16 protein-coding genes and 1 tRNA gene are annotated in these 17294 nt (G+C 67.0%); 10 read left to right on the plus strand and 7 right to left on the minus strand.

Annotated elements, in window-relative coordinates:
* The first annotated feature begins 62 nt into the window (after positions 1-62).
* Together D3D02_RS01785 and D3D02_RS01790 are read left to right on the plus strand one after the other, a co-directional pair.
* The gene (locus D3D02_RS01785; protein WP_121568274.1) at positions 63-1214 is read left to right on the plus strand and encodes an acyl-CoA dehydrogenase family protein; all 1152 of its coding nucleotides are present in this window, start codon (positions 63-65) and stop codon (positions 1212-1214) included.
* A gap of 186 nt (positions 1215-1400) precedes the next feature.
* A complete protein-coding gene (locus tag D3D02_RS01790) occupies positions 1401-1601 on the plus strand; it encodes a hypothetical protein (protein ID WP_121568275.1) in 201 nt (66 codons plus the stop codon).
* 126 nt (positions 1602-1727) lie between these two features.
* On the opposite strand, the gene D3D02_RS01795 is transcribed toward D3D02_RS01790, so the two are convergent.
* Together D3D02_RS01795 and D3D02_RS20795 are read right to left on the minus strand one after the other, a co-directional pair.
* On the minus strand, positions 1728-3614 hold the full coding sequence (locus D3D02_RS01795) for a bacterio-opsin activator domain-containing protein (protein WP_121568276.1): 1887 nt from the start codon (positions 3612-3614) through the stop codon (positions 1728-1730).
* A 182-nt stretch (positions 3615-3796) separates the two neighbouring features.
* A complete protein-coding gene (locus tag D3D02_RS20795) occupies positions 3797-4144 on the minus strand; it encodes a hypothetical protein (RefSeq protein WP_199722984.1) in 348 nt (115 codons plus the stop codon).
* Positions 4145-4176: 32 nt separating this feature from the next.
* Between D3D02_RS20795 and D3D02_RS01800 the strand changes: the two genes are divergently transcribed.
* Positions 4177-5940 carry a DNA mismatch repair protein gene (locus tag D3D02_RS01800; RefSeq protein ID WP_121568277.1) on the plus strand — a complete coding sequence of 588 codons (1764 nt, stop codon included), beginning with the start codon at positions 4177-4179 and terminating at the stop codon, positions 5938-5940.
* A gap of 50 nt (positions 5941-5990) precedes the next feature.
* A complete protein-coding gene (locus D3D02_RS01805) occupies positions 5991-6368 on the plus strand; it encodes a hypothetical protein (RefSeq protein WP_121568278.1) in 378 nt (125 codons plus the stop codon).
* Between the two features lie 45 nt (positions 6369-6413).
* Here D3D02_RS01805 and D3D02_RS01810 read toward each other — a convergent pair whose 3' ends face one another.
* From D3D02_RS01810 to cheB, 4 genes are read right to left on the minus strand one after another with little or no spacing between them, the layout of a single operon-like run.
* Positions 6414-7298 (minus strand): CheF family chemotaxis protein, encoded by an 885-nt coding sequence (locus tag D3D02_RS01810; protein WP_121568429.1) that lies wholly within the window; start codon positions 7296-7298, stop codon positions 6414-6416.
* A 6-nt stretch (positions 7299-7304) separates the two neighbouring features.
* Positions 7305-8174: a protein-glutamate O-methyltransferase CheR gene (locus tag D3D02_RS01815; protein WP_121568279.1), complete on the minus strand. Its 870-nt coding sequence runs from the start codon at positions 8172-8174 to the stop codon at positions 7305-7307.
* Complete coding sequence (locus D3D02_RS01820; RefSeq protein WP_121568280.1) at positions 8174-10792, minus strand: chemotaxis protein CheA; 2619 nt, start codon at positions 10790-10792, stop codon at positions 8174-8176. The genes D3D02_RS01815 and D3D02_RS01820 overlap by 1 nt, the downstream gene beginning before the upstream one ends.
* 3 nt (positions 10793-10795) lie before the next feature.
* Positions 10796-12082: a chemotaxis-specific protein-glutamate methyltransferase CheB gene (gene cheB, locus D3D02_RS01825; protein ID WP_121568281.1), complete on the minus strand. Its 1287-nt coding sequence runs from the start codon at positions 12080-12082 to the stop codon at positions 10796-10798.
* Positions 12083-12391: 309 nt separating this feature from the next.
* On the opposite strand from cheB, the gene D3D02_RS01830 reads away from it, so the two are divergent.
* The gene (locus tag D3D02_RS01830) at positions 12392-12877 is read left to right on the plus strand and encodes a chemotaxis protein CheW (RefSeq protein WP_121568282.1); all 486 of its coding nucleotides are present in this window, start codon (positions 12392-12394) and stop codon (positions 12875-12877) included.
* Between the two features lie 21 nt (positions 12878-12898).
* On the opposite strand, the gene D3D02_RS01835 is transcribed toward D3D02_RS01830, so the two are convergent.
* Positions 12899-14242 carry an MFS transporter gene (locus D3D02_RS01835; RefSeq protein ID WP_121568283.1) on the minus strand — a complete coding sequence of 448 codons (1344 nt, stop codon included), beginning with the start codon at positions 14240-14242 and terminating at the stop codon, positions 12899-12901.
* Positions 14243-14402: 160 nt separating this feature from the next.
* On the opposite strand from D3D02_RS01835, the gene thyA reads away from it, so the two are divergent.
* The 5 genes from thyA (at position 14403) to D3D02_RS01860 (ending at position 17250) form a co-directional block, all read left to right on the plus strand.
* The gene (thyA, locus tag D3D02_RS01840; RefSeq protein WP_121568284.1) at positions 14403-15401 is read left to right on the plus strand and encodes a thymidylate synthase; all 999 of its coding nucleotides are present in this window, start codon (positions 14403-14405) and stop codon (positions 15399-15401) included.
* Entirely contained in the window at positions 15401-15907 is a 507-nt protein-coding gene (locus D3D02_RS01845; RefSeq protein WP_233560555.1) for a dihydrofolate reductase, read from the plus strand. The genes thyA and D3D02_RS01845 overlap by 1 nt, the downstream gene beginning before the upstream one ends.
* Positions 15908-16010: 103 nt before the next feature.
* Complete coding sequence (locus tag D3D02_RS01850; protein WP_121568286.1) at positions 16011-16193, plus strand: HVO_2922 family protein; 183 nt, start codon at positions 16011-16013, stop codon at positions 16191-16193.
* A gap of 111 nt (positions 16194-16304) precedes the next feature.
* Positions 16305-17063, plus strand: coding sequence for an archaeal proteasome endopeptidase complex subunit alpha (psmA, locus tag D3D02_RS01855; protein ID WP_121568287.1), 759 nt, complete (start codon positions 16305-16307; stop codon positions 17061-17063).
* A gap of 112 nt (positions 17064-17175) precedes the next feature.
* Positions 17176-17250, plus strand: a tRNA-Glu gene (locus D3D02_RS01860).
* Positions 17251-17294: the final 44 nt, after the last annotated feature.

Raw genomic sequence — 17294 nt, forward strand, 5'->3', positions numbered from 1 at the left:
AACTCGTTTGAAGTTTTTCAAAGTTCCGAGAGTTATTTGCTCGTGGCATTCGAGTGGCCCCTATGGACCTTCTCGACGAGTCGGTCGTGCCCGAGCACGCCCGCGAAGTAAAACAGGAGGCGCGCGAGTTCGCCGACGAGTACATCCGCCCGAACGCCGAGGAGTACTTCCGATCTGCGGAGTACCCCTGGGAGATCCTCGAAGCGGCGATGGACGCCGGCCTCGTCGCCCAGGACATCGGCGAGGAGTACGGCGGCCGCGGGCTCGACCTCGAACAGATTCTCGCGATCAACGAGGAGTTCTACGCGGCCGACGCCGGTATCGCGCTGACGCTGATGCTCGCGTCGTTCGGCTGTGAGATCGTCGAGAAGTACGGGTCCGAAGAACAGAAAGACGAGTACCTCAGACCGGTCGCAGCGAACGAGCAGATATCGGGACTCGCCGTCTCGGAACCCCAGACCGGGTCGGATATGGCCGGGATGACGACGACTGCGGAGCGAACCGACGACGGCTGGGTCCTGAACGGCGAGAAGTACTGGGTCGGGAACGCCGTGGAGGCCGACTGGCTGACCGTCTACGCGAAGACGGACGACAGCGACGACCGCTACTCGGACTACTCGATGTTCATCGTCGAGACCGACACCCCCGGCTACGAGGCCGAGCACATCCCCGAGAAGATGGGGATGCGCGCCTCCAAGCAGGGCCACATCGTCTTCGACGACTGCGAGATCCCCGAGGAGAACCTCGTCGGCACCGAAGGCGGCGGCTTCTACGTCCTCGCGGACTTCTTCAATCACGGCCGCGTCGTCGTCGGCGGCCACGGCATCGGTCTCGCAGCACGCGCCATCGAGGAGACGTGGAAGTTCGTCCACGACAGAGAGGCGTTCGGACGAAACATCTCCGAGTTCCAGTCCACCCAGCACATCATCGCCGATATGCGGATGGAGTTCGAGGCGGCGCGGACGCTCAACTGGCGCGCAGCGCACAAGGTCGAAACCAACGAGGACGCCGGCTTCTGGGCGGCAGCGACGAAGACCAAATCGACGGAGGTGGCGATGCAGTGTGCCGAGCGCGGGATGCAACTCCACGGCGGCCGCTCGGTGCTCGAAGAGTACCCGATCTCGCGGGTGTACCGCGACGTCCGCATCCCGGTCATCTACGAGGGTGCAAACGAGATCCAGCGCAACCTCATCTACCGACAGGGCAGCATCTGACGCGCTCGCGCAGGCGGCGGGGCGTATCCGAACCTCCAACTGGGGTGCCGCCTCAATCACTGTGGGGTCCCGTCGACGCTTTTTCGCTCACAGATCCCACCGCAGTCCACCGATCCGCCCCGACCCTAAGGGTGTAGGGTCGGGAGTCAATGTGGATTCGGCCATCTACTCTGGTACCGAACGACGATGTCCAAGAGCCAATCTTCCCACACCGAACTGACCGAGTACTGCGACGAATGCGGCGCGCGGACTCCCCACGAGGTTTCGATCGAACTCAAGACCGAGAGCAAGAAGCAGACGAACCGGGCGTTCTCCAGAGAGCCCTACCGAGTGACGAAGTGCCGTGCCTGCGGCGACGAACGCGCCCAGCGGATGAACGACGCCTGATCCGATCCACAGCCCCCTCGGGCATACACTCTCCGTAGATTTCTGCGCGCGCGGGCAGTTCCCGACCGCCTGCAGTTTCCGACGCCGACCCTCCCGTCGCTCTCAGGCCCAGTACGTCCGACCGTATCAGTCGTCGCCAGCCGCGTCGCCGGTGTCGTCGGCTCGGTTCCTCCTCCGGCGGTCGGTCGACGTCTCCGCGAAGAACGATTCGATGAGCTTTCGCTCGCCGGACCGGAGGTGCTCGTGGAACGTCGGCGCGGCGATGCCGAGCGAGGCTGCGACCTCCTCGGCGGTGCTGCCGCGCGGCCAGTCGAAGTAGCCCGAGGCCAGCGCCGTCTCCATCACGTCGCGCTGTCTGTCGGTCAGTTTCTCTTCGAGCTGTCGACGGAACGAAGACGTCGACTGCACTGCGTCTTCGACCTCTCGTTTCGCGAGCACCGACACGTCCGGGTACGACGATTGCACGGCGTTCGTGAGCGCTCTGAGGTCGGATCGGGCGGGCACTCTGACGACCAGTTCGCCCTCGCCGCCGGTCGCGCTGAACGACTCCACCGACGCGCCCAGTTCGACGAGCGTCACGACCACCGAGGCGTCGGCTAGCCGGAACTCGAACAGCGCTTCGCCGTCTTCGTCGGAGATGACCCGCCCGTTCGCAAGCGCATCGAGCGGTGCGACGGCCGAGAGTACCGTCGACGGATCCACGTCCTCGATCGAGACGTAACAGGAGACGATGCCCTCGTCCGCGAGTGAGGCGCCTTCGAGCGTCACGGTCGTGTCGAACTCCAAGGAGAGGTCGACGAGCACGTCTCGGGTGTCCGTGTGCTCGAACTCCAGTTCGACCGCGCTGTCGCCGTGAAGCAACTGCTTTGACTCCGCGGCGTTGATGCCGTGTCCGACCGTCTCGCCGACGCCGCCGAGCATCGACCGCTCCTCCTCGGAGATCGATCCGCGCACGTAGACGACGAGCGCGCCGTAGACCGTCTCCCGGTACGTGACCGGGATGGCGACGAGAGTTAGTTCTCCAGCGACGGCGTCGGCGTCTCGCAGGGCTGCCGCGGCGTGGGCCGGCGAGACGGCGTCGGTCACGACGGATCGCGTGTCGATCGCCTCGCGGACGAGCGCCGCCGGATCCGCCGAACTACCCTCGGCGAACGGGGACGCGACCGACTCGGCCGCCGCCGCGCACTCGACGGTGTCGACTGCTTCGTTGTACCGCGCGATCCACGCCCCGTCGTACGGCGAGGACTCGAAGGAGGCACACACCGTCTCCGCGATGCCCTCGCGGGTGCTCGCGTCGACGAGCGCCTGGTCCACGTCGCGGAGGAAGCCGTTGATCCGGCGCACGCGGTCCAGTTGGCGTTCGCGCTCGCGGATCTCCGATTCGCGCTCCTCGCGGAGTGCACGGACTCTGGCAGTTAGGTCGTCGAGGGCGGTCGGATCGCCGAGGTCGCGGAGATCGCGCTCTTCGAGGACTGCTTCCGTCGACTCCAGCGCGAAGTACTCGCGGACACGCTCGTCGAACTCCGAGCGGACGAGCAGTTCTTCGACGGTTCCGGTGACGCTATCCTCGTCGACCGGCTTGACGAGGTACTCGTCGAACGGCATCTCGACGATGTCGGTGTCGGGTTCGACGGCCGTCATCATCGCGACGCGACAGTCGTACCCCCGTTCGTCGATCTCCGCGAGCACCTCGTCGCCCGAGAGGTCCGGCATCCGGCGGTCGAGGAGGACGACGTCGACCTCGTCGTCCATCTGTTCGAGCGCGTCCTCTCCGCCGTAGGCGACGCGAACGTCGAAGTCCTCGCGGAGCCAGTACTCGCAGGTGTCGGCGAGGTCTCTGTCGTCGTCGACGACGAGCACGACCGGCTCGTCGTCTGACGCATCGGTCTCGGCTTGCGGTTCGTCTGTCGGCGTCGCAGGGTCCTCCACCGTCCCGTCGGGGGGCGAACCTGTCGCAGCCGACGTGTCGGCTGACCCCGGCTGAGAGCCGTTCGACGAACCGTCCGATGTCATCCTAATACCCGGACGAAACGAGTCCACGGATAAATAGCTGCCCCTCAGACCCCCAATTTCCGCTCGGGACCTAAGGACGTAGGGGTCCGTGTTAGGGTACTACACCCCCTCTCCCCAAGTGGATATGTTCGACCGATCCGTCGCAGAGGTGGCGTGCAATGCCTGAGTGTCAGAACTGTGGCTCATTCGTCTCGCGGGACTACGTCCGGGTCTTCGCCCCGGAAGGGTTCACAGACGCCCGCGTCTGTCCCAACTGTGAGGACGCAATCCGGGAGGGAGCAGAAGTCCGAGACGCCCGCGCCCGGCGCGTCTCGTCGTCCCCCTGACGCAGTCGGTGCTCCCGACACGACGCTCCACCACCCCCCGACCCCGACGCCGACCCCCCGTTCCGACAGCGTCCACCACTCCCCCAACCACGCTGTCGGGCGTCCCCTCCGGACCGCCTCGTACGGCGGTCCCTTCGTTTCCCCCATTCCTCCTGCCGTCACCTCCGTGACGGCGCTCCCACGCCCCGACCAGTCGAACCGCAAACCTACAAGATGCTCCCGTTGGAGGTGAGGCTATGCGACTGGAGGACTACTGGGGGGTCGGTCCGAAGACGAGCGAGAAACTCCGCGAGGCGATGGGCACAGAGCGCGCCGTCGCGGCCATCGAGAACGCCGACATCCGCGCGCTGGCGGACGCCGGGATCCCGCGGGGGCGTGCGGTCAGGATCCTCCGCAGAGCCAACGGTGCGGCGGGCATCGAAACGCTCGGGACGCGGGACGCCCGCGACGTCTACGACGAACTGCTGACGCTGGCGAGCGAACATGCCCTGACCGCGCACGCCGCCGACCGGATTCGCGTGCTGACGCCGCTTTCGGACGTCGACGAACGGGAGTCGCGACTCGACCGCGTGCTCGCCGCACGCGACGCCTGGGTCGAACTGAACGACGAGGATCGCGCGGCCGTCCGTTCGGCGTTCGACGCCTACGACGAGACCGGCGGCACCGACCGGATCGCGGTCGAGACGGCGCTCGCGCTCCGCGAGGCGGGCCTGCGCGGCGGGACCTTCGCCGCGTTGGACGACCTCGACGACGACGCGCTCGAAGCGGCCGCGGCCGCGCTCGGCACCGTCGACGAAGATGGATCGGTCGCACCCGGTACCGACGACGAACTCGATCGCCTGCGCGAGAAGCGGGACGCCGCCGCGCAACTGGAGTCGAGCGCGCTCGACGTGCTGGAGTCCGTGCGGGAGCGCGGCGTCCGAAGTTTCGAGGAGTTCCGCGCGGCGTTCGTCGAGTACGTCGCGAGCCAAACCGACGTTCGCCGCGGGCGCGTCGAGGCCGCGGTCGCCGAAGACGCCCACGACGAGGCGGACTTCGCGGGGACGTCGCTCCGGGCGCTCGTCGCCGAACTCGACGCCGACGTCGAGGAACGCGAGCGCACAGTGGCAGCCGACCTGCGAGAGTCGATCGAGACCGCGCGCGAGGACGTCGAGACCGCCGTCGGCGCCGTCTCCGAGATCGCGTTCGACCTCTCGCTCGGCCGCTTCGCCGCCGCGTACGATCTGACCCGGCCGCGACTCGTCGAGGACGGACTCGCCGTCGTCGGCGCGCGGAACCTCTCGCTGTCCGGTGCGATTCAGCCCGTCACGTACGCCGTCGGCTCACACGGCATAGGCTCGGTCGACGTCGGCGACGACGACGTGCCGGAGCCGCCATCCGGCGACCGTGTCGCCGTCCTCACCGGGGCGAACTCAGGCGGGAAGACGACGCTCTTAGAGACGCTCGCACAGGTCGTCCTGCTCGCCTCGATGGGGCTGCCCGTGCCCGCAGCGCGAGCCGAGGTCGGCCAGTTCGATACGGTGGTCTTCCACCGCCGACACGCCAGTTTCAACGCCGGCGTCCTGGAGTCGACGCTGAAATCGATCGTCCCACCGCTGTCGACCGGCGACCGCACGCTGATGCTCGTCGACGAGTTCGAGGCGATCACCGAACCCGGCCGGGCCGCCGACCTGCTGAACGGCCTGGTCGATCTGACGGTCGATCAGGACGCGCTCGGCGTCTACGTGACCCACCTCGCCGACGACCTCAGTCCCCTCCCCCCGGAGGCGCGCATCGACGGCATCTTCGCGGAGGGGCTGACAGACGACCTCGCGCTCCGCGTCGACTACCAGCCACGGTTCGGCACGGTCGGCAAGTCGACGCCGGAGTTCATCGTCTCCCGACTCGTCGCGAACGCCCGCGACCGCGCAGAGCGGCGCGGTTTCGAGGCGCTCGCGGCCGCGGTCGGCGAGGAGGCGGTCCAGCGCACACTCTCGGACGCGGCGTGGTCGGGTGACTGACGCTTGGTCCGGCCGAACGCTTTTGCGCTGTCCCGTGGTACCAATTCGCGATGGTCGATTTCCCGTGGGGACGGAGCGGTGACGCGGACGAGGACTCCGACGACGACGTCGACGAGCATCCGAACGCGCTCGTCGTCTGCACGTTCCAGGACGGCACGCTGGTCGTCTACGAGGACCGCGTCGAAATCTATCGCGTGGACCGCTCACGGTTCGACAACAAGACGATCCCGGCCGACGAGATAATCGGCGTCGACCTCGCGAAGGGTATCACCATCGGCTACCTCCAGATCGAACAGGTCGACGTCCCCGTCGACTCGGGGGGGCTCCTCAGCGACCCGGTCAACGCGAACACGCTCCACTTCGGCCGGGGTGGACGGGAGTGCGCTTCGGAGGCCCGCACAGAGATTCTGGCGCACGCTCGCGGGTGATCCCGGGACTCGTTGTCGTCTGCTCTTTCGAGGTGTTCGTCGTCGTCACATCTCCGCGCCCTGTTCGTCGATCGCGTCGGCCGCGATCGACCGCCCGCGGGCGTTGAGTTCCACCTCGTGCCGGATCCGGACCTCGTCTAAGACGTCGTGGTCGATGAGCCGTACAAAGAGTTCTTCGACCTCGTCGACGTCGATCCCGAGAAACGCGGGGATGTCGAACGGGGAGACGCCGGAGTACAGCGCCATCAACACCTGTTTGTCCTGTCTCGAGAGATCGAGCGCCGTCTCGGTCTGTTCCTCGCCGATCCGCAGAAGCGACTTCAGGATGCCGACGGCCCGTTCGGGTCCCGAGATGTACGTCTGCACGCTCGTCCCGTTGTCGTCGGAATGTTCGACCTCGATGACCTCTCGTCGCTCCTCGCGGACGGTTCGGCGCCCCATTTCGATGTCACCGATGTCGTCGAGTTGGATCCCGACGAAGGTTCCGGCGACGGTCGCGATGTTGACGGCTTCCGTTTCGACTTGCATCTTGGCGCGCTCCCACTCGGTGTTCTGCACGACGCCGCCCTCGACGGCCGGGTGTCGGACGAGGAACTTCGTCGAGGACAGCAGCGCGTCGTAGAGGTCCATCTCGAACTCCTCGAACTCCGCGGGCGCGACGAGGATCACGTCCTCGCCGTCGTCGAACTGCAACGCGATGTAGTCGGCGACGGTCGCGACGCGCTGGTTCACGTCGAATCGGCCGCCCACCTGCTCGATCTTCGAGAGCGGGAAGGTGCGCTTGCCGCTCGTCCCCGCGAGCACGATCCGTTTGTTCGAGAGCAGGATGCGGCCGTTCGTCCAGCCGGCGTCGCTCCGTTCGCGACCGTTACGGAGCGCTTGCAGGAACCGTCCGCGCGTGTCCGCGAGTTTCGTTTCACCTGGTTTCACACGCACCTACCTCCGTGTTCGAGACGTCTCCTCACCCGCCGTGTCGCGGTAGATCCTGAGTCGCTTTTCGACCGGGTCGAACCGGTCGCGACAGGACGCCGGGACGGTTTCGGTCATCCCGATCGTCAGGTACCCTCCGGGTTCGACGGCGGACCCGAGCGTCTCGAAGATGGCTTCTTTTGCTTCTCTGTTGATGTAAATGAACAGATTTCGGCAGATGACGAGGTCGAACGTCTTCGGCGGATCCTCCTGTACGAGGTCGTGTCGGCGGAAGGAGACGAGTTCCTGCACCTCGTCGCTGACGCGGTAGGTGTCTCCCTCACGCTCTATGTACCGGTCGCTGTTCTCCAGCGGTTCCAGTTGCTCTTCGAGATCGTTCGTCTCCGAGGCGTGATACTCGCCACCGCGTGCGGCCCGAAGAATCTCGGGTTTGATGTCGGTACCGAGGATCTCGACGCGATCGGCGTCGATTCGGTCGTCGTCGAGCGCGAGCATCGCCGCCGAGTACGCTTCGCGGCCGTCCGAGCAAGCGGCGCTCCAGATCCGGGTCCGGCCGTCGTCGCTTAACTCCGCGATAATCTCGCGTAACGCCTCCCAGACGTCGGGGTTGCGGAAGAAACTGGTCACGTTGACGCTGAGTGCGTTCAGGAGCGCTTCCTGTTCGTCCTCGTCGTCTTCGAGCAGCGCTTGATACTCGTCGTAGTCGTCGACGTGCCGGCGTCGCATCCGGGCGGAGACCCGTCGGTCGAGGTACGAGCGGTTGTACGAACTCGTCGCAAACGACAGCGACGACTCGACGTACTCGAGTAAGTCGTCGAACGCCCGCTCGTCTGCGTCCTCGGCGTCGTCGGATCCGGTGTCGATGTCGAGGCCCATCAGTCGGCCGCCCCCTCGGCTTCCGCGCTGTCGTCTTCCGGTGGGACCCACTGACGGCGCGCCTGCTTGCCCTCGTCGGGAATCGACAGTGAGTTCACGTCGAGGATCGGCACGACCTTCCCGTCGCCGACGACGGCCGTTCCGGATAGTCCCTCCGTGCCTTTGAGCGGCCCCTGAAGCGGCGTCACGACGACTTCCTCCTGGCGCGCGACGTCGTCACAGCGGAGCGCGACCTGCCGGTCGGCGGGCCGGATGCGAACGATCATCCCGCTATCGCGCCGTTCGTCGCTGAGAGCGAGCGCGCCGCGGAGTCGAATCAGCGGGAAGATACGATCCTCGTGGACGATTACCTCGGCCCCGTCGACGCTCTGGACGCGCGTCTGCCGCGAAATCTCGTCGATGTACTTGATCGGGACGCCGAACTCCCGGTCGCCGACCTGCACGAAGAGCACCTTGATGATCGCGACCGACACCGGCAGTCGGATCGAGATGGTGGTCCCCTCGCCGAGCGTGCTGTCGACGTTGACCGATCCGTCGAGCGACTCGACGGTGGTCTTGACGACGTCCATTCCGACCCCGCGGCCGCTGACGTCGGTGATCTCCTCGTTCGTCGAGAAGCCCGGGTGGAAGATGAGGTCGTAGACCTCCTCGTCGGGCATTTCGACCAACTCCTCGCGCGGTCGGATGCCCTTCTCGGCTGCCTTATCGCGGAGGACGTCGGCGTCGATGCCCGCCCCGTCATCTTCGACCGTGATGACGACGGTGTCGTGTTCGCGCTCGGCTCGCAACTCGACTGCGCCGGTCGCAGACTTCCCGGCGGCTTCCCGCTCTTCCGGCGGTTCGATGCCGTGATCCACCGCGTTCCGGAGCACGTGCATCAGCGGATCTGAAATCTCGTCGAGAATCGTCCGGTCGAGTTCGATGCCCTCGCCCTCGATGTTGAAGCTCACTCGCTTGTCCTCCTCGCGCGCGAGGTCACGCACGAGTCGGGGGAACTTGTCGAACACCTTCTTCAGCGGGATGAGCCGCATATCCATCACGGTGTCCTGGAGATTCGAGGAGATCTTGTCCAGTTCGTCGAGGTTGTCGCGGCCGGTCGAGTCGTCTTCGCCGAGCGCCTGGCGGAGCTTGATCCGGCTCGTGACTAATTGCTCGACGAGGCTGTGCAGCTCGTCGAGCTGGTCGACGTCGACCCGAACGGACTTCACCGCCGAAATCGAGCGTGACTCCTCGTCGTCTCCGTCTTTGTCCTCCTCGTCGTCGCCCCGGCCGCTGTCTCCACGCTTCCGCGCCGTCCCGCCACTGTCGTCGCTGTCCGCGTCGTTCTCGCCGGACTCCTCGGCATCGTCGCCGGAGTCAGCAGCGCCATCGGCCTCCGCGGCGCCCAGCGAGTTGCTGCCGTCGTCCGCGGCTGGCTCGGGTTCGTCGGTGTCTGCGGGCGCTGTATCTTCGGCCGCTGCGTCCGCGGCGTCGTGTTCGTCTGCTGCGTCGTCGCTTGCAGCAGCGTCACCAGCCTCGTCCGCCGCGTCGCCGTCGGCCGCTCCGTCCGAGGTGTACGCGTCGACGACAGCGTCGACCGCAGCGGCCGCAGACTCGGCGTCGACGTCCTCGTTCGGAGTCGACGTCGGTGCGCTCCCGTCGTCGCCCGCGGACCCGTTCGCCGCCGGCGTTCCGGGGGTCGCGTCGGACCCGCCTTCTGCAGTTTCCGCGTCGGAACCGTCTGCGTCCGCGCTGGCCGTCGCCCCGTCCGAGGAGGAGGTCGCCGCCGCTCCGGTCTCTCCGTCGAGCACTGGACTCACGTCGGTGAGCGTGACTGACTCGACCTTCCAGAGGTCCCAGAGGGTCGCTTCGAGTTCGTCGCGGTCCTCGTCGGCGACGAAGACGACGAAGTCGTCCCCGAAGTCGCCTTCCTCGATGCGATCGAGACCCGGGTCCGCACCGACCACCGCGAGGTCGTCCGGGAGCCCGCCGACGAACAAGCCGCCGTCGACGCTTTTCATATCTCCGACGTCGAGCGAAATCTCGGCGTGATACAGGCTGTCGGCGTCGGCGACGTCGGGGGCGTCCAGATCGAGCGCGTCCGCGGCTTCCGCGAGGGCTTCTCCCGACTCCGCTGCGCTGTCAGCGTCCGAGGGTTCCGGCTCCACCGCGCCTTCCGTGCCGTCTGTGTCGCCTGATTCGGTGCCTCCGGATGCGGGTTCGGCGTCCGCGGCGGCTTCCTCCCCGGCGTCCGCGTCGGACTCGGGCTCTGCCGCGGCACGGATCTCCTCGACGAGATCGCTCGGATCGCGCTGGGACTCGCCGTGCTTTTCGATCTCGTGGAGGATGTCGAGGATCTCGTCCATCCCGTCGAAGACCAGGTCCATCCGCTCGTGGGTGACCTCGATGCGGCCGTTCCGAACTTCGTCGAGTAAGTCTTCGACGGCGTGCGCCACAGTCGCGGCGTTGTCGAAGCCCATCGCCCCGAAGTTCCCCTTCAAGGTATGGGCCTGTCGGAAGATGTCGTCGATCGCTTCCTCGTCGTCGGGGTTCGATTCGAGATCCAAAAGCGAGTTGTTCAACTGCGTGATGCTCTCTTCGGACTCGGTGATGAATTCCTGGTAGAGTTCGTCGTCCATCGGTCACTCCTCCGCGAAGTACTGCAGTACGTTCTCGGCGATCTGTTCGGCCGGCGCGACCACGTCGACGCTCCCCGTCTCGATGGCGCGCCGCGGCATCCCGAAAATCGCGGACGTCTCCTCGTCCTGTGCGATCGTGTGCCCGCCGCTTTGGTGGATCCGCTGCATCCCGTCGACGCCGTCGCGGCCCATCCCGGTGAGGAGGGTCGCACACAGCGGTCCCTCCACACTCTCGACGGCCGAGGCCATCGTGATGTCGATGGCGGGTCGGACGCCGTGAATCGGTTCTGTCTCCGTCAGTTCGAGCTTGAGACGCCCGTTCCGATCGCTGGTGACGAGCAGGTGGTGGCCGCCGGGTGCGACCCGCGCCTCGCCCGCCTGAATCCGCTCGCCCGACTCCGCCTCGGTGACATCGTACCCCGACCGGCCGTCGAGTCGCGTCGCGAACCGCGAGGTGAAGCCTTCGGGCATATGCTGTACCACGAGGACTCTGAGGTTCGCCTCGCGCGGTAACGCTCCGAGGACGCGCTCGACGACGTTCGGCCCCCCGGTCGAGGCGCCGACGACGAGCGTTCCGGTCTCCGGGTACGTCGTGGCCGGCGCCGCTGCCGGCGAACTCCCTGCTGTCGATGCCGTCGACGACCCCGTGTCGGTGGCGTCCGTCTGCCCCGCGGCGGACCCCGTTCGGGCCGTCCGTTGCTGTCGGGACGCGTCTGCCCCCGTCGCCGTCCCGGACGCGGCCGCTCCATCGGCCGCGCTCGTGTCTGTCGACGCGGTAGAGCCGGCCGTCCGCGACGAGGACCGGCTCGTCCCAGTCGAACTGCCGCGGTCCTCCGAGGACAGGCGGGCGTTCGCCGAGAGGTCGACTCGGGCCGCGGACTCGACTTTCTCGACCAGTTCGCGCTTCACCCGCGGCATCGACGAGGTGACCTCGCCGCCGGGCTTGGTCACGAAGTCGACCGCGCCGCGATCGAGCGCCTCGAAAGTCACGTCGGCGTCCTCCTCGGCGTGTGCGGACAGCATCAACACCGGAGTCGGGTGGTCCGCCATAATGGCGTCGACGGCCTCGAGACCGTTCATCGAGGGCATCTCGATGTCCATTGTCACGACATCCGGGTCGTGTTCGGTCACCGCACCGAGCGCTTTCGAGCCGTCTTCGGCCTCGCCGACGACCTCGATGCCGCCCTCTTCGAGCAGGCTTCGAATGAGCGTCCGCATAAACCGTGAGTCGTCGACGATGACTGCCCGCGTCGGCTCGTCGCTGCCGCCCGGCTCGGAGGCGGTGCTCATCGCTCGTCTCCCCCGTGTCCGTCGTCTATGTCCGCCTGCGCCGTCCTCGAACGACGACGGGTCTCGGTTCGCAGCCGCGAGACGCACTCGTGTCTCGGGCCGTGACGCCGCCTCCGTCCCGTAGGCGCGTCCGGCCGGTCCACGCCGTGCTCGTACCCGCTCATCTCTACTGGAAAACTTCCCAACTGGGGGACTTAAGCGCTCGCCGGTGAAAATCAGCCGTGATAATAGCGTGCGTACATTTATTGCCGACGTGTGCACCAAAATCAGGTAACAACCGGCGGCTCTACAGCCGTCGGCGACACGGCTATGTCGCAGGAACAACGTGCGGCGGCGGGCGCTTCAGACCCCACCGCCACAGACGACCCCGACGCCACCGCCCGCCAGATGCAGGTCCTCGAGTTCGAGTTGGGGGGCGAGACCTACTGTGTCGACATCGACTACGTCTCCGAGATCGTCGACCGTGGCTCGCTCACCGCGGTCCCGAACGCGCCCGACTTCGTCGAGGGCGTGATGGACCTCCGCGGACGGACCACCTCGATCGTCAACCCGAAGACGCTCCTGAACGTCGAGAACACCGGTGAGGCGAGTCGTATCGTCATCTTCGACGCGACCAGTTTCGAGGACGACGCCGCGGTCGGCTGGCTCGTCGACGAGGTCGACCAGGTCGTCCGCGTCTCGATGGATGACGTCGAGGACCCGCCGATGGACCGCGGCGACTTCATCGAGGGGATCGTCCGACAGGAGGGGGACCTCGTCGTCTGGATCTCCCCCACGAAGACGGTCGACAAGTAGCCGTCGCTTTCGCTGCCGCTCTCAGCCCTGGACGGGTTCGTGTGCCGTCGTCTCCGCTCCACCAGCGACGAGGATGCCGACGACGACACACCCCCCTGCGACGCCGAACGCCGGGAGATAGCCGACGGCGTCGGCGATTGCACCGCCCAGCACGCTGCCGATGCCGCCGCCGAGGCTCCCGATAGCCGTGTAGATTCCGAGCGCCTCCGCGCGGATCGCCTCCGATGCGAGTTCGGAGACGAGGCCGGTCGCGGTCACGGCGATGACCGCCCAGGAGGCCCCGAGTGCGAGAAACAGCGCGCCGACGACGAGCAGACCGGTCGGGGGCGCGATCGCCGCCCCGGTGACGGCGACGATCGGGAACGCCCCAGCGCGAAAGAGCAGTGCCCCGACCTGCAGCCGGAACGGGTCGAACGTCGTAGCTGCGGTTCCGGCCCGGGCGTACGCCGCGGCCGACGCCGCCGAACTCAGGATGAACAGGACGAACACCTCGTCGGTGGCGTAGCCCGCGTCGACCAGATACGCGGGTAACGGTCCGAAGAACGCCGAGAACCCGGCGAAAAACACGGTCGCCGCGAGGAGGTACCGGAGCAACCGCGCCGAGAACCGCCCGCGGAGGCGCGTGAGGGAGCCCCGGCCGAGTCTGATCTCGCGGAGCGCCCAGTAGATCCGGGCAGGGCCGAACGGCACGGCGCGGGTGGCCCGCTCGGCGCCCCCGTTCCCCGCGCGGAAGCGACGTGAGAGCCGTCGGAAGCGCTGTTCGGACATCGTCGCCGCTTCCGGATAGCGGAGGAAGACGACGAAGACACCAGCTAGCGTGGCGGTCGCGCCGCCGACGAAGAAGAGCCGCTTGGCTGCGAGCGCCGGCAGGCCGACGTGGGACCCGGCGACCGCAGACCAGACGCCGCCGGCGACGAGGCCGGCCAGCCAGCCGTAGCCCTGGTAGTGGTTCAGCAGGCCGAATCGCTGCGTCCACAGCGACGGCTCGTAGCCCTCCACGACGACGACGTTCAGTACGGGCGCGGCGGCCGCGACGACGAACCACAGCGCGGCGTTGGCGGCGAGGACTGTCCACGGCGAGGCCAGAAACGGTAAGACGAGGAAGACGCCGGCGCTCGCGCCCAGTGCGACGAGGATGAACGGTCGGCGGCGTCGCGTCCGCGCCACTAACCGCCCCCAGAGGATCGCGCCCGGTACGCCGGCGAAGGCAGCCGTGGCGGCGATGAGGCTGACAAGGAACGCGCCCGCGCCGAGGTCGATGGCGTAGAGGGGAACGAGCAGCGAAGCCGCGCCCACGGCAGCGTAGCCGAGCGCCCAGCCGTACAGCCACGTGTCTGTCGTCTGCGTCTGATCGGCGTCGCTCACGTCTGTCGCGACGGCGGACTATCGTATAGTTGTTACCGGCCTGCCACGTTGCCCGCACCGGCACGGAGGCAGGATCATTGGCCCCCGGCGGTGCGAGCATCGCGGCGAACACAAACAATCAAGATTGCAGGCGCAACATCGTAGGACAATCCGGTCTACTATGCGTCAGTATCTCGACCTCGTCACCGACGTCCTCGAATCCGGGGGCCACAAGCCGAATCGAACGGGCGTAGACACCATCTCGGCGTTCAGCCGCCACTACGAAGTCGACCTCGCAGAGGGCTTTCCGCTACTCACGACGAAGGACCTCTCGGGCGCGCGGTGGAACTCCCTGATTCACGAGTTCGTCTGGTATCTCTCCGGCGAGGAGCACATCCGCACGCTCCGCGAGGAGACTGGCATCTGGGACGCCTGGGCCGACGACGACGGCCGCCTCGACACCGCGTATGGGCGCTTCTGGCGTCGATTTCCGGTCCCCGACGAGGGACTTCCGGGCGAGTCCTGGCCCGACGGCGGCCACCGCTGGATGAACGACGAGGGCACGTTCGACCAGATCCAGTACGTCCTCGATCAACTCAAAGAGAATCCGAACTCACGCCGCCTCGTCGTCAACGCCTGGCACCCGGCGAACGCGGCCGTCTCGACGCTGCCGCCGTGTCACTACACTTTCGTCTGCAACGTGCAGGGCGACCGCCTCAACGTCCACCTGACGCAGCGTTCAGGCGACGTCGCACTCGGCATCCCGTTCAACATCGCCGCGTACTCGCTGCTCGCGACGGCACTTGCCCAGCGGACCGGCTTCGAGCCCGGGAAATTCGCCCATTCCGTCGTCGACGCCCACGTGTACTGTGGCACGGGCGACCGCGGCGCGTGGTACGCCGACCACCTCGGAGAGTTGCAGTCGCGTCTCGCGGACGTCGAGGACCGAACCGAGTATCGCGACGTGCGCGAGTGGCTCGAAGCGACCGCACCCCCGGAGGCCGAGGGTGCGGAGCGGTACGACCACGTCCCCGGACTCCTCGAACAGTGCGCCCGGGAACCGAGAGCGCGGCCGACGATCGACGTCGCCGACGTGCCGCTCGACGACCTCACGTTCGAGGACGTCGAGCTGTCGGAGTACGATCCCGCGCCGGGAATCCGCTTCGCGGTGGCCGAATGATGGACGTCGAAATCGTCCTCGTCGCCGCCGTCGCGGAGAACGGTACCATCGGTCGCGACGGCGGGATGCCGTGGCACTTCAGCGAGGACCTGGCGCACTTCAAACAGACGACGACGGGACATCCGGTGATCGTCGGTCGCAAGACCTACGAGACGGTCGTCGACGCGCTCGGCGAACCGTTCCCTGGCCGGACGAGCGTCGTGCTCACCTCGCAGTCGCTCGACCTGCCGGCGGGTGCCGTCGGCGCCAACTCTGTCGAGGAGGCGATCGACCTAGCCTGCGCCGATGCCGAAGAGCGAGGGGTCGAGACGGCGTACGTCGCCGGCGGCGGCCGCGTCTACGAGCAGTTCCTCCCGCACGCGTCTCGGATGGTGCTCACCGAGATTCACGACGCCTACGAGGGCGACACGGCCTTCCCGGCATGGGACGACGGCGAGTGGGTCGAAGTCGACCGCGACGACCGCGACCAGTTCGATTTCGTGACGTACGAGCGGCGACGGGAGTGACGCCGCCGCCACGTCGCCACCACGTCGCCGTCTTGGCCCGGCGACGGGCCGACGCAGAGCTGCACCGGGATTTTTGCCACGAGCGGTTCAACACGGCGGTCGTATGACTGCCACCTTCGAGGTGTACGAGGATCAGGCCGGACAGTACCGCTGGCGGCTCGTTCACTCCAACGGGAACATCATCGCCGACAGCGGGGAGGGATACGCGACGAAGCAGAAGGCAAAGCAGGGCATCGAGAGCGTCAAGCAGAACGCTCCCGACGCCGACGTCGTCGAAGCCGAGTAGCGGCGACGCGCCGCCGCGGTGCTGGTAGCACGGCCCTTCTCGGACCGTCGGTTCCGGTAATATCGTGTGCCGGTGGTGGCTTTATCCGTCCCCGGGTCGGAGTAGGGGTAGATGAACCGAAACGACCAGCAGGCGTACGATCGGGGGACGTCGCTCTTCTCCCCGGACGGACGCATCTATCAGGTCGAGTACGCGCGCGAAGCGGTCAAACGCGGTGCGCCGAGCCTCGGCATCCGCACCACGGACGGGGTCGTCCTCGCTGCGCAGCGTCGGACCAGTTCGTCGCTGATGGAGGGCGAGAGCATCGAGAAACTGCACAAACTCGACGACTATCTCGGCGCGGCCTCGGCCGGCCACGTCGCCGACGCCCGCCGATTGATCGACGACGCGCGGACGGCCGCCCAGCGCAACCGACTGCGGTACGGCGAACCGCTCGGCGTGGAGACGCTCACGAAGACGCTGTCGGACGAGATTCAGGAGACCACCCAGTACGGTGGTACGCGCCCGTTCGGTGCCGCGCTCTTGGTCGCCGGGATGGACGGAGAGGGTCCGGATGCCCGCCCGCGACTCTTCCAGACCGATCCGTCGGGTGCACCCCAGGAGTGGCGCGCCGTCGCGATCGGCTCCGGGCGCGACGACATCCAGGAGTTCCTCGAAGAGCACTGGTCGGAGGAGCTCTCTCTCGACGACGGCGTCTCGATCGCTGTTCGCGCACTCTTAGAATCCGACGGCGAACTCGCCGCCGAGAGCGTGAGCGTCGCGACGATTACGCCCGATGGATACGAAGCAGTCGCAGAGAGCGACGTCGCAGAGATCATCGCCGAACACGCCCCCGAGAGCGACGACGACGAAGCCGGCGAGAGACAGTAACTCGGCCGCTGTTCGTCTGCAGTCGCCGTATTTGGGTACGAGACACCACGGCACGGCGCGGGCAAAACGGAACCGTTTTACACATCCCGGAGATACGGAAAAGTGCAGCAGCGCTCCGTTGGTGTAGTCCGGCCAATCATCTTGCCCTCTCACGGCAAGGACCAGGGTTCGAATCCCTGACGGAGCACTTCTCCGAATTCTCGACGTCCGTACTGAGTGGACTGTGCTGTC

Origin of the sequence: Halobellus sp. Atlit-38R, assembly GCF_003665925.1 — an archaeon.
GTDB classification, from domain to species: domain Archaea; phylum Halobacteriota; class Halobacteria; order Halobacteriales; family Haloferacaceae; genus Haloquadratum; species Haloquadratum inordinatus.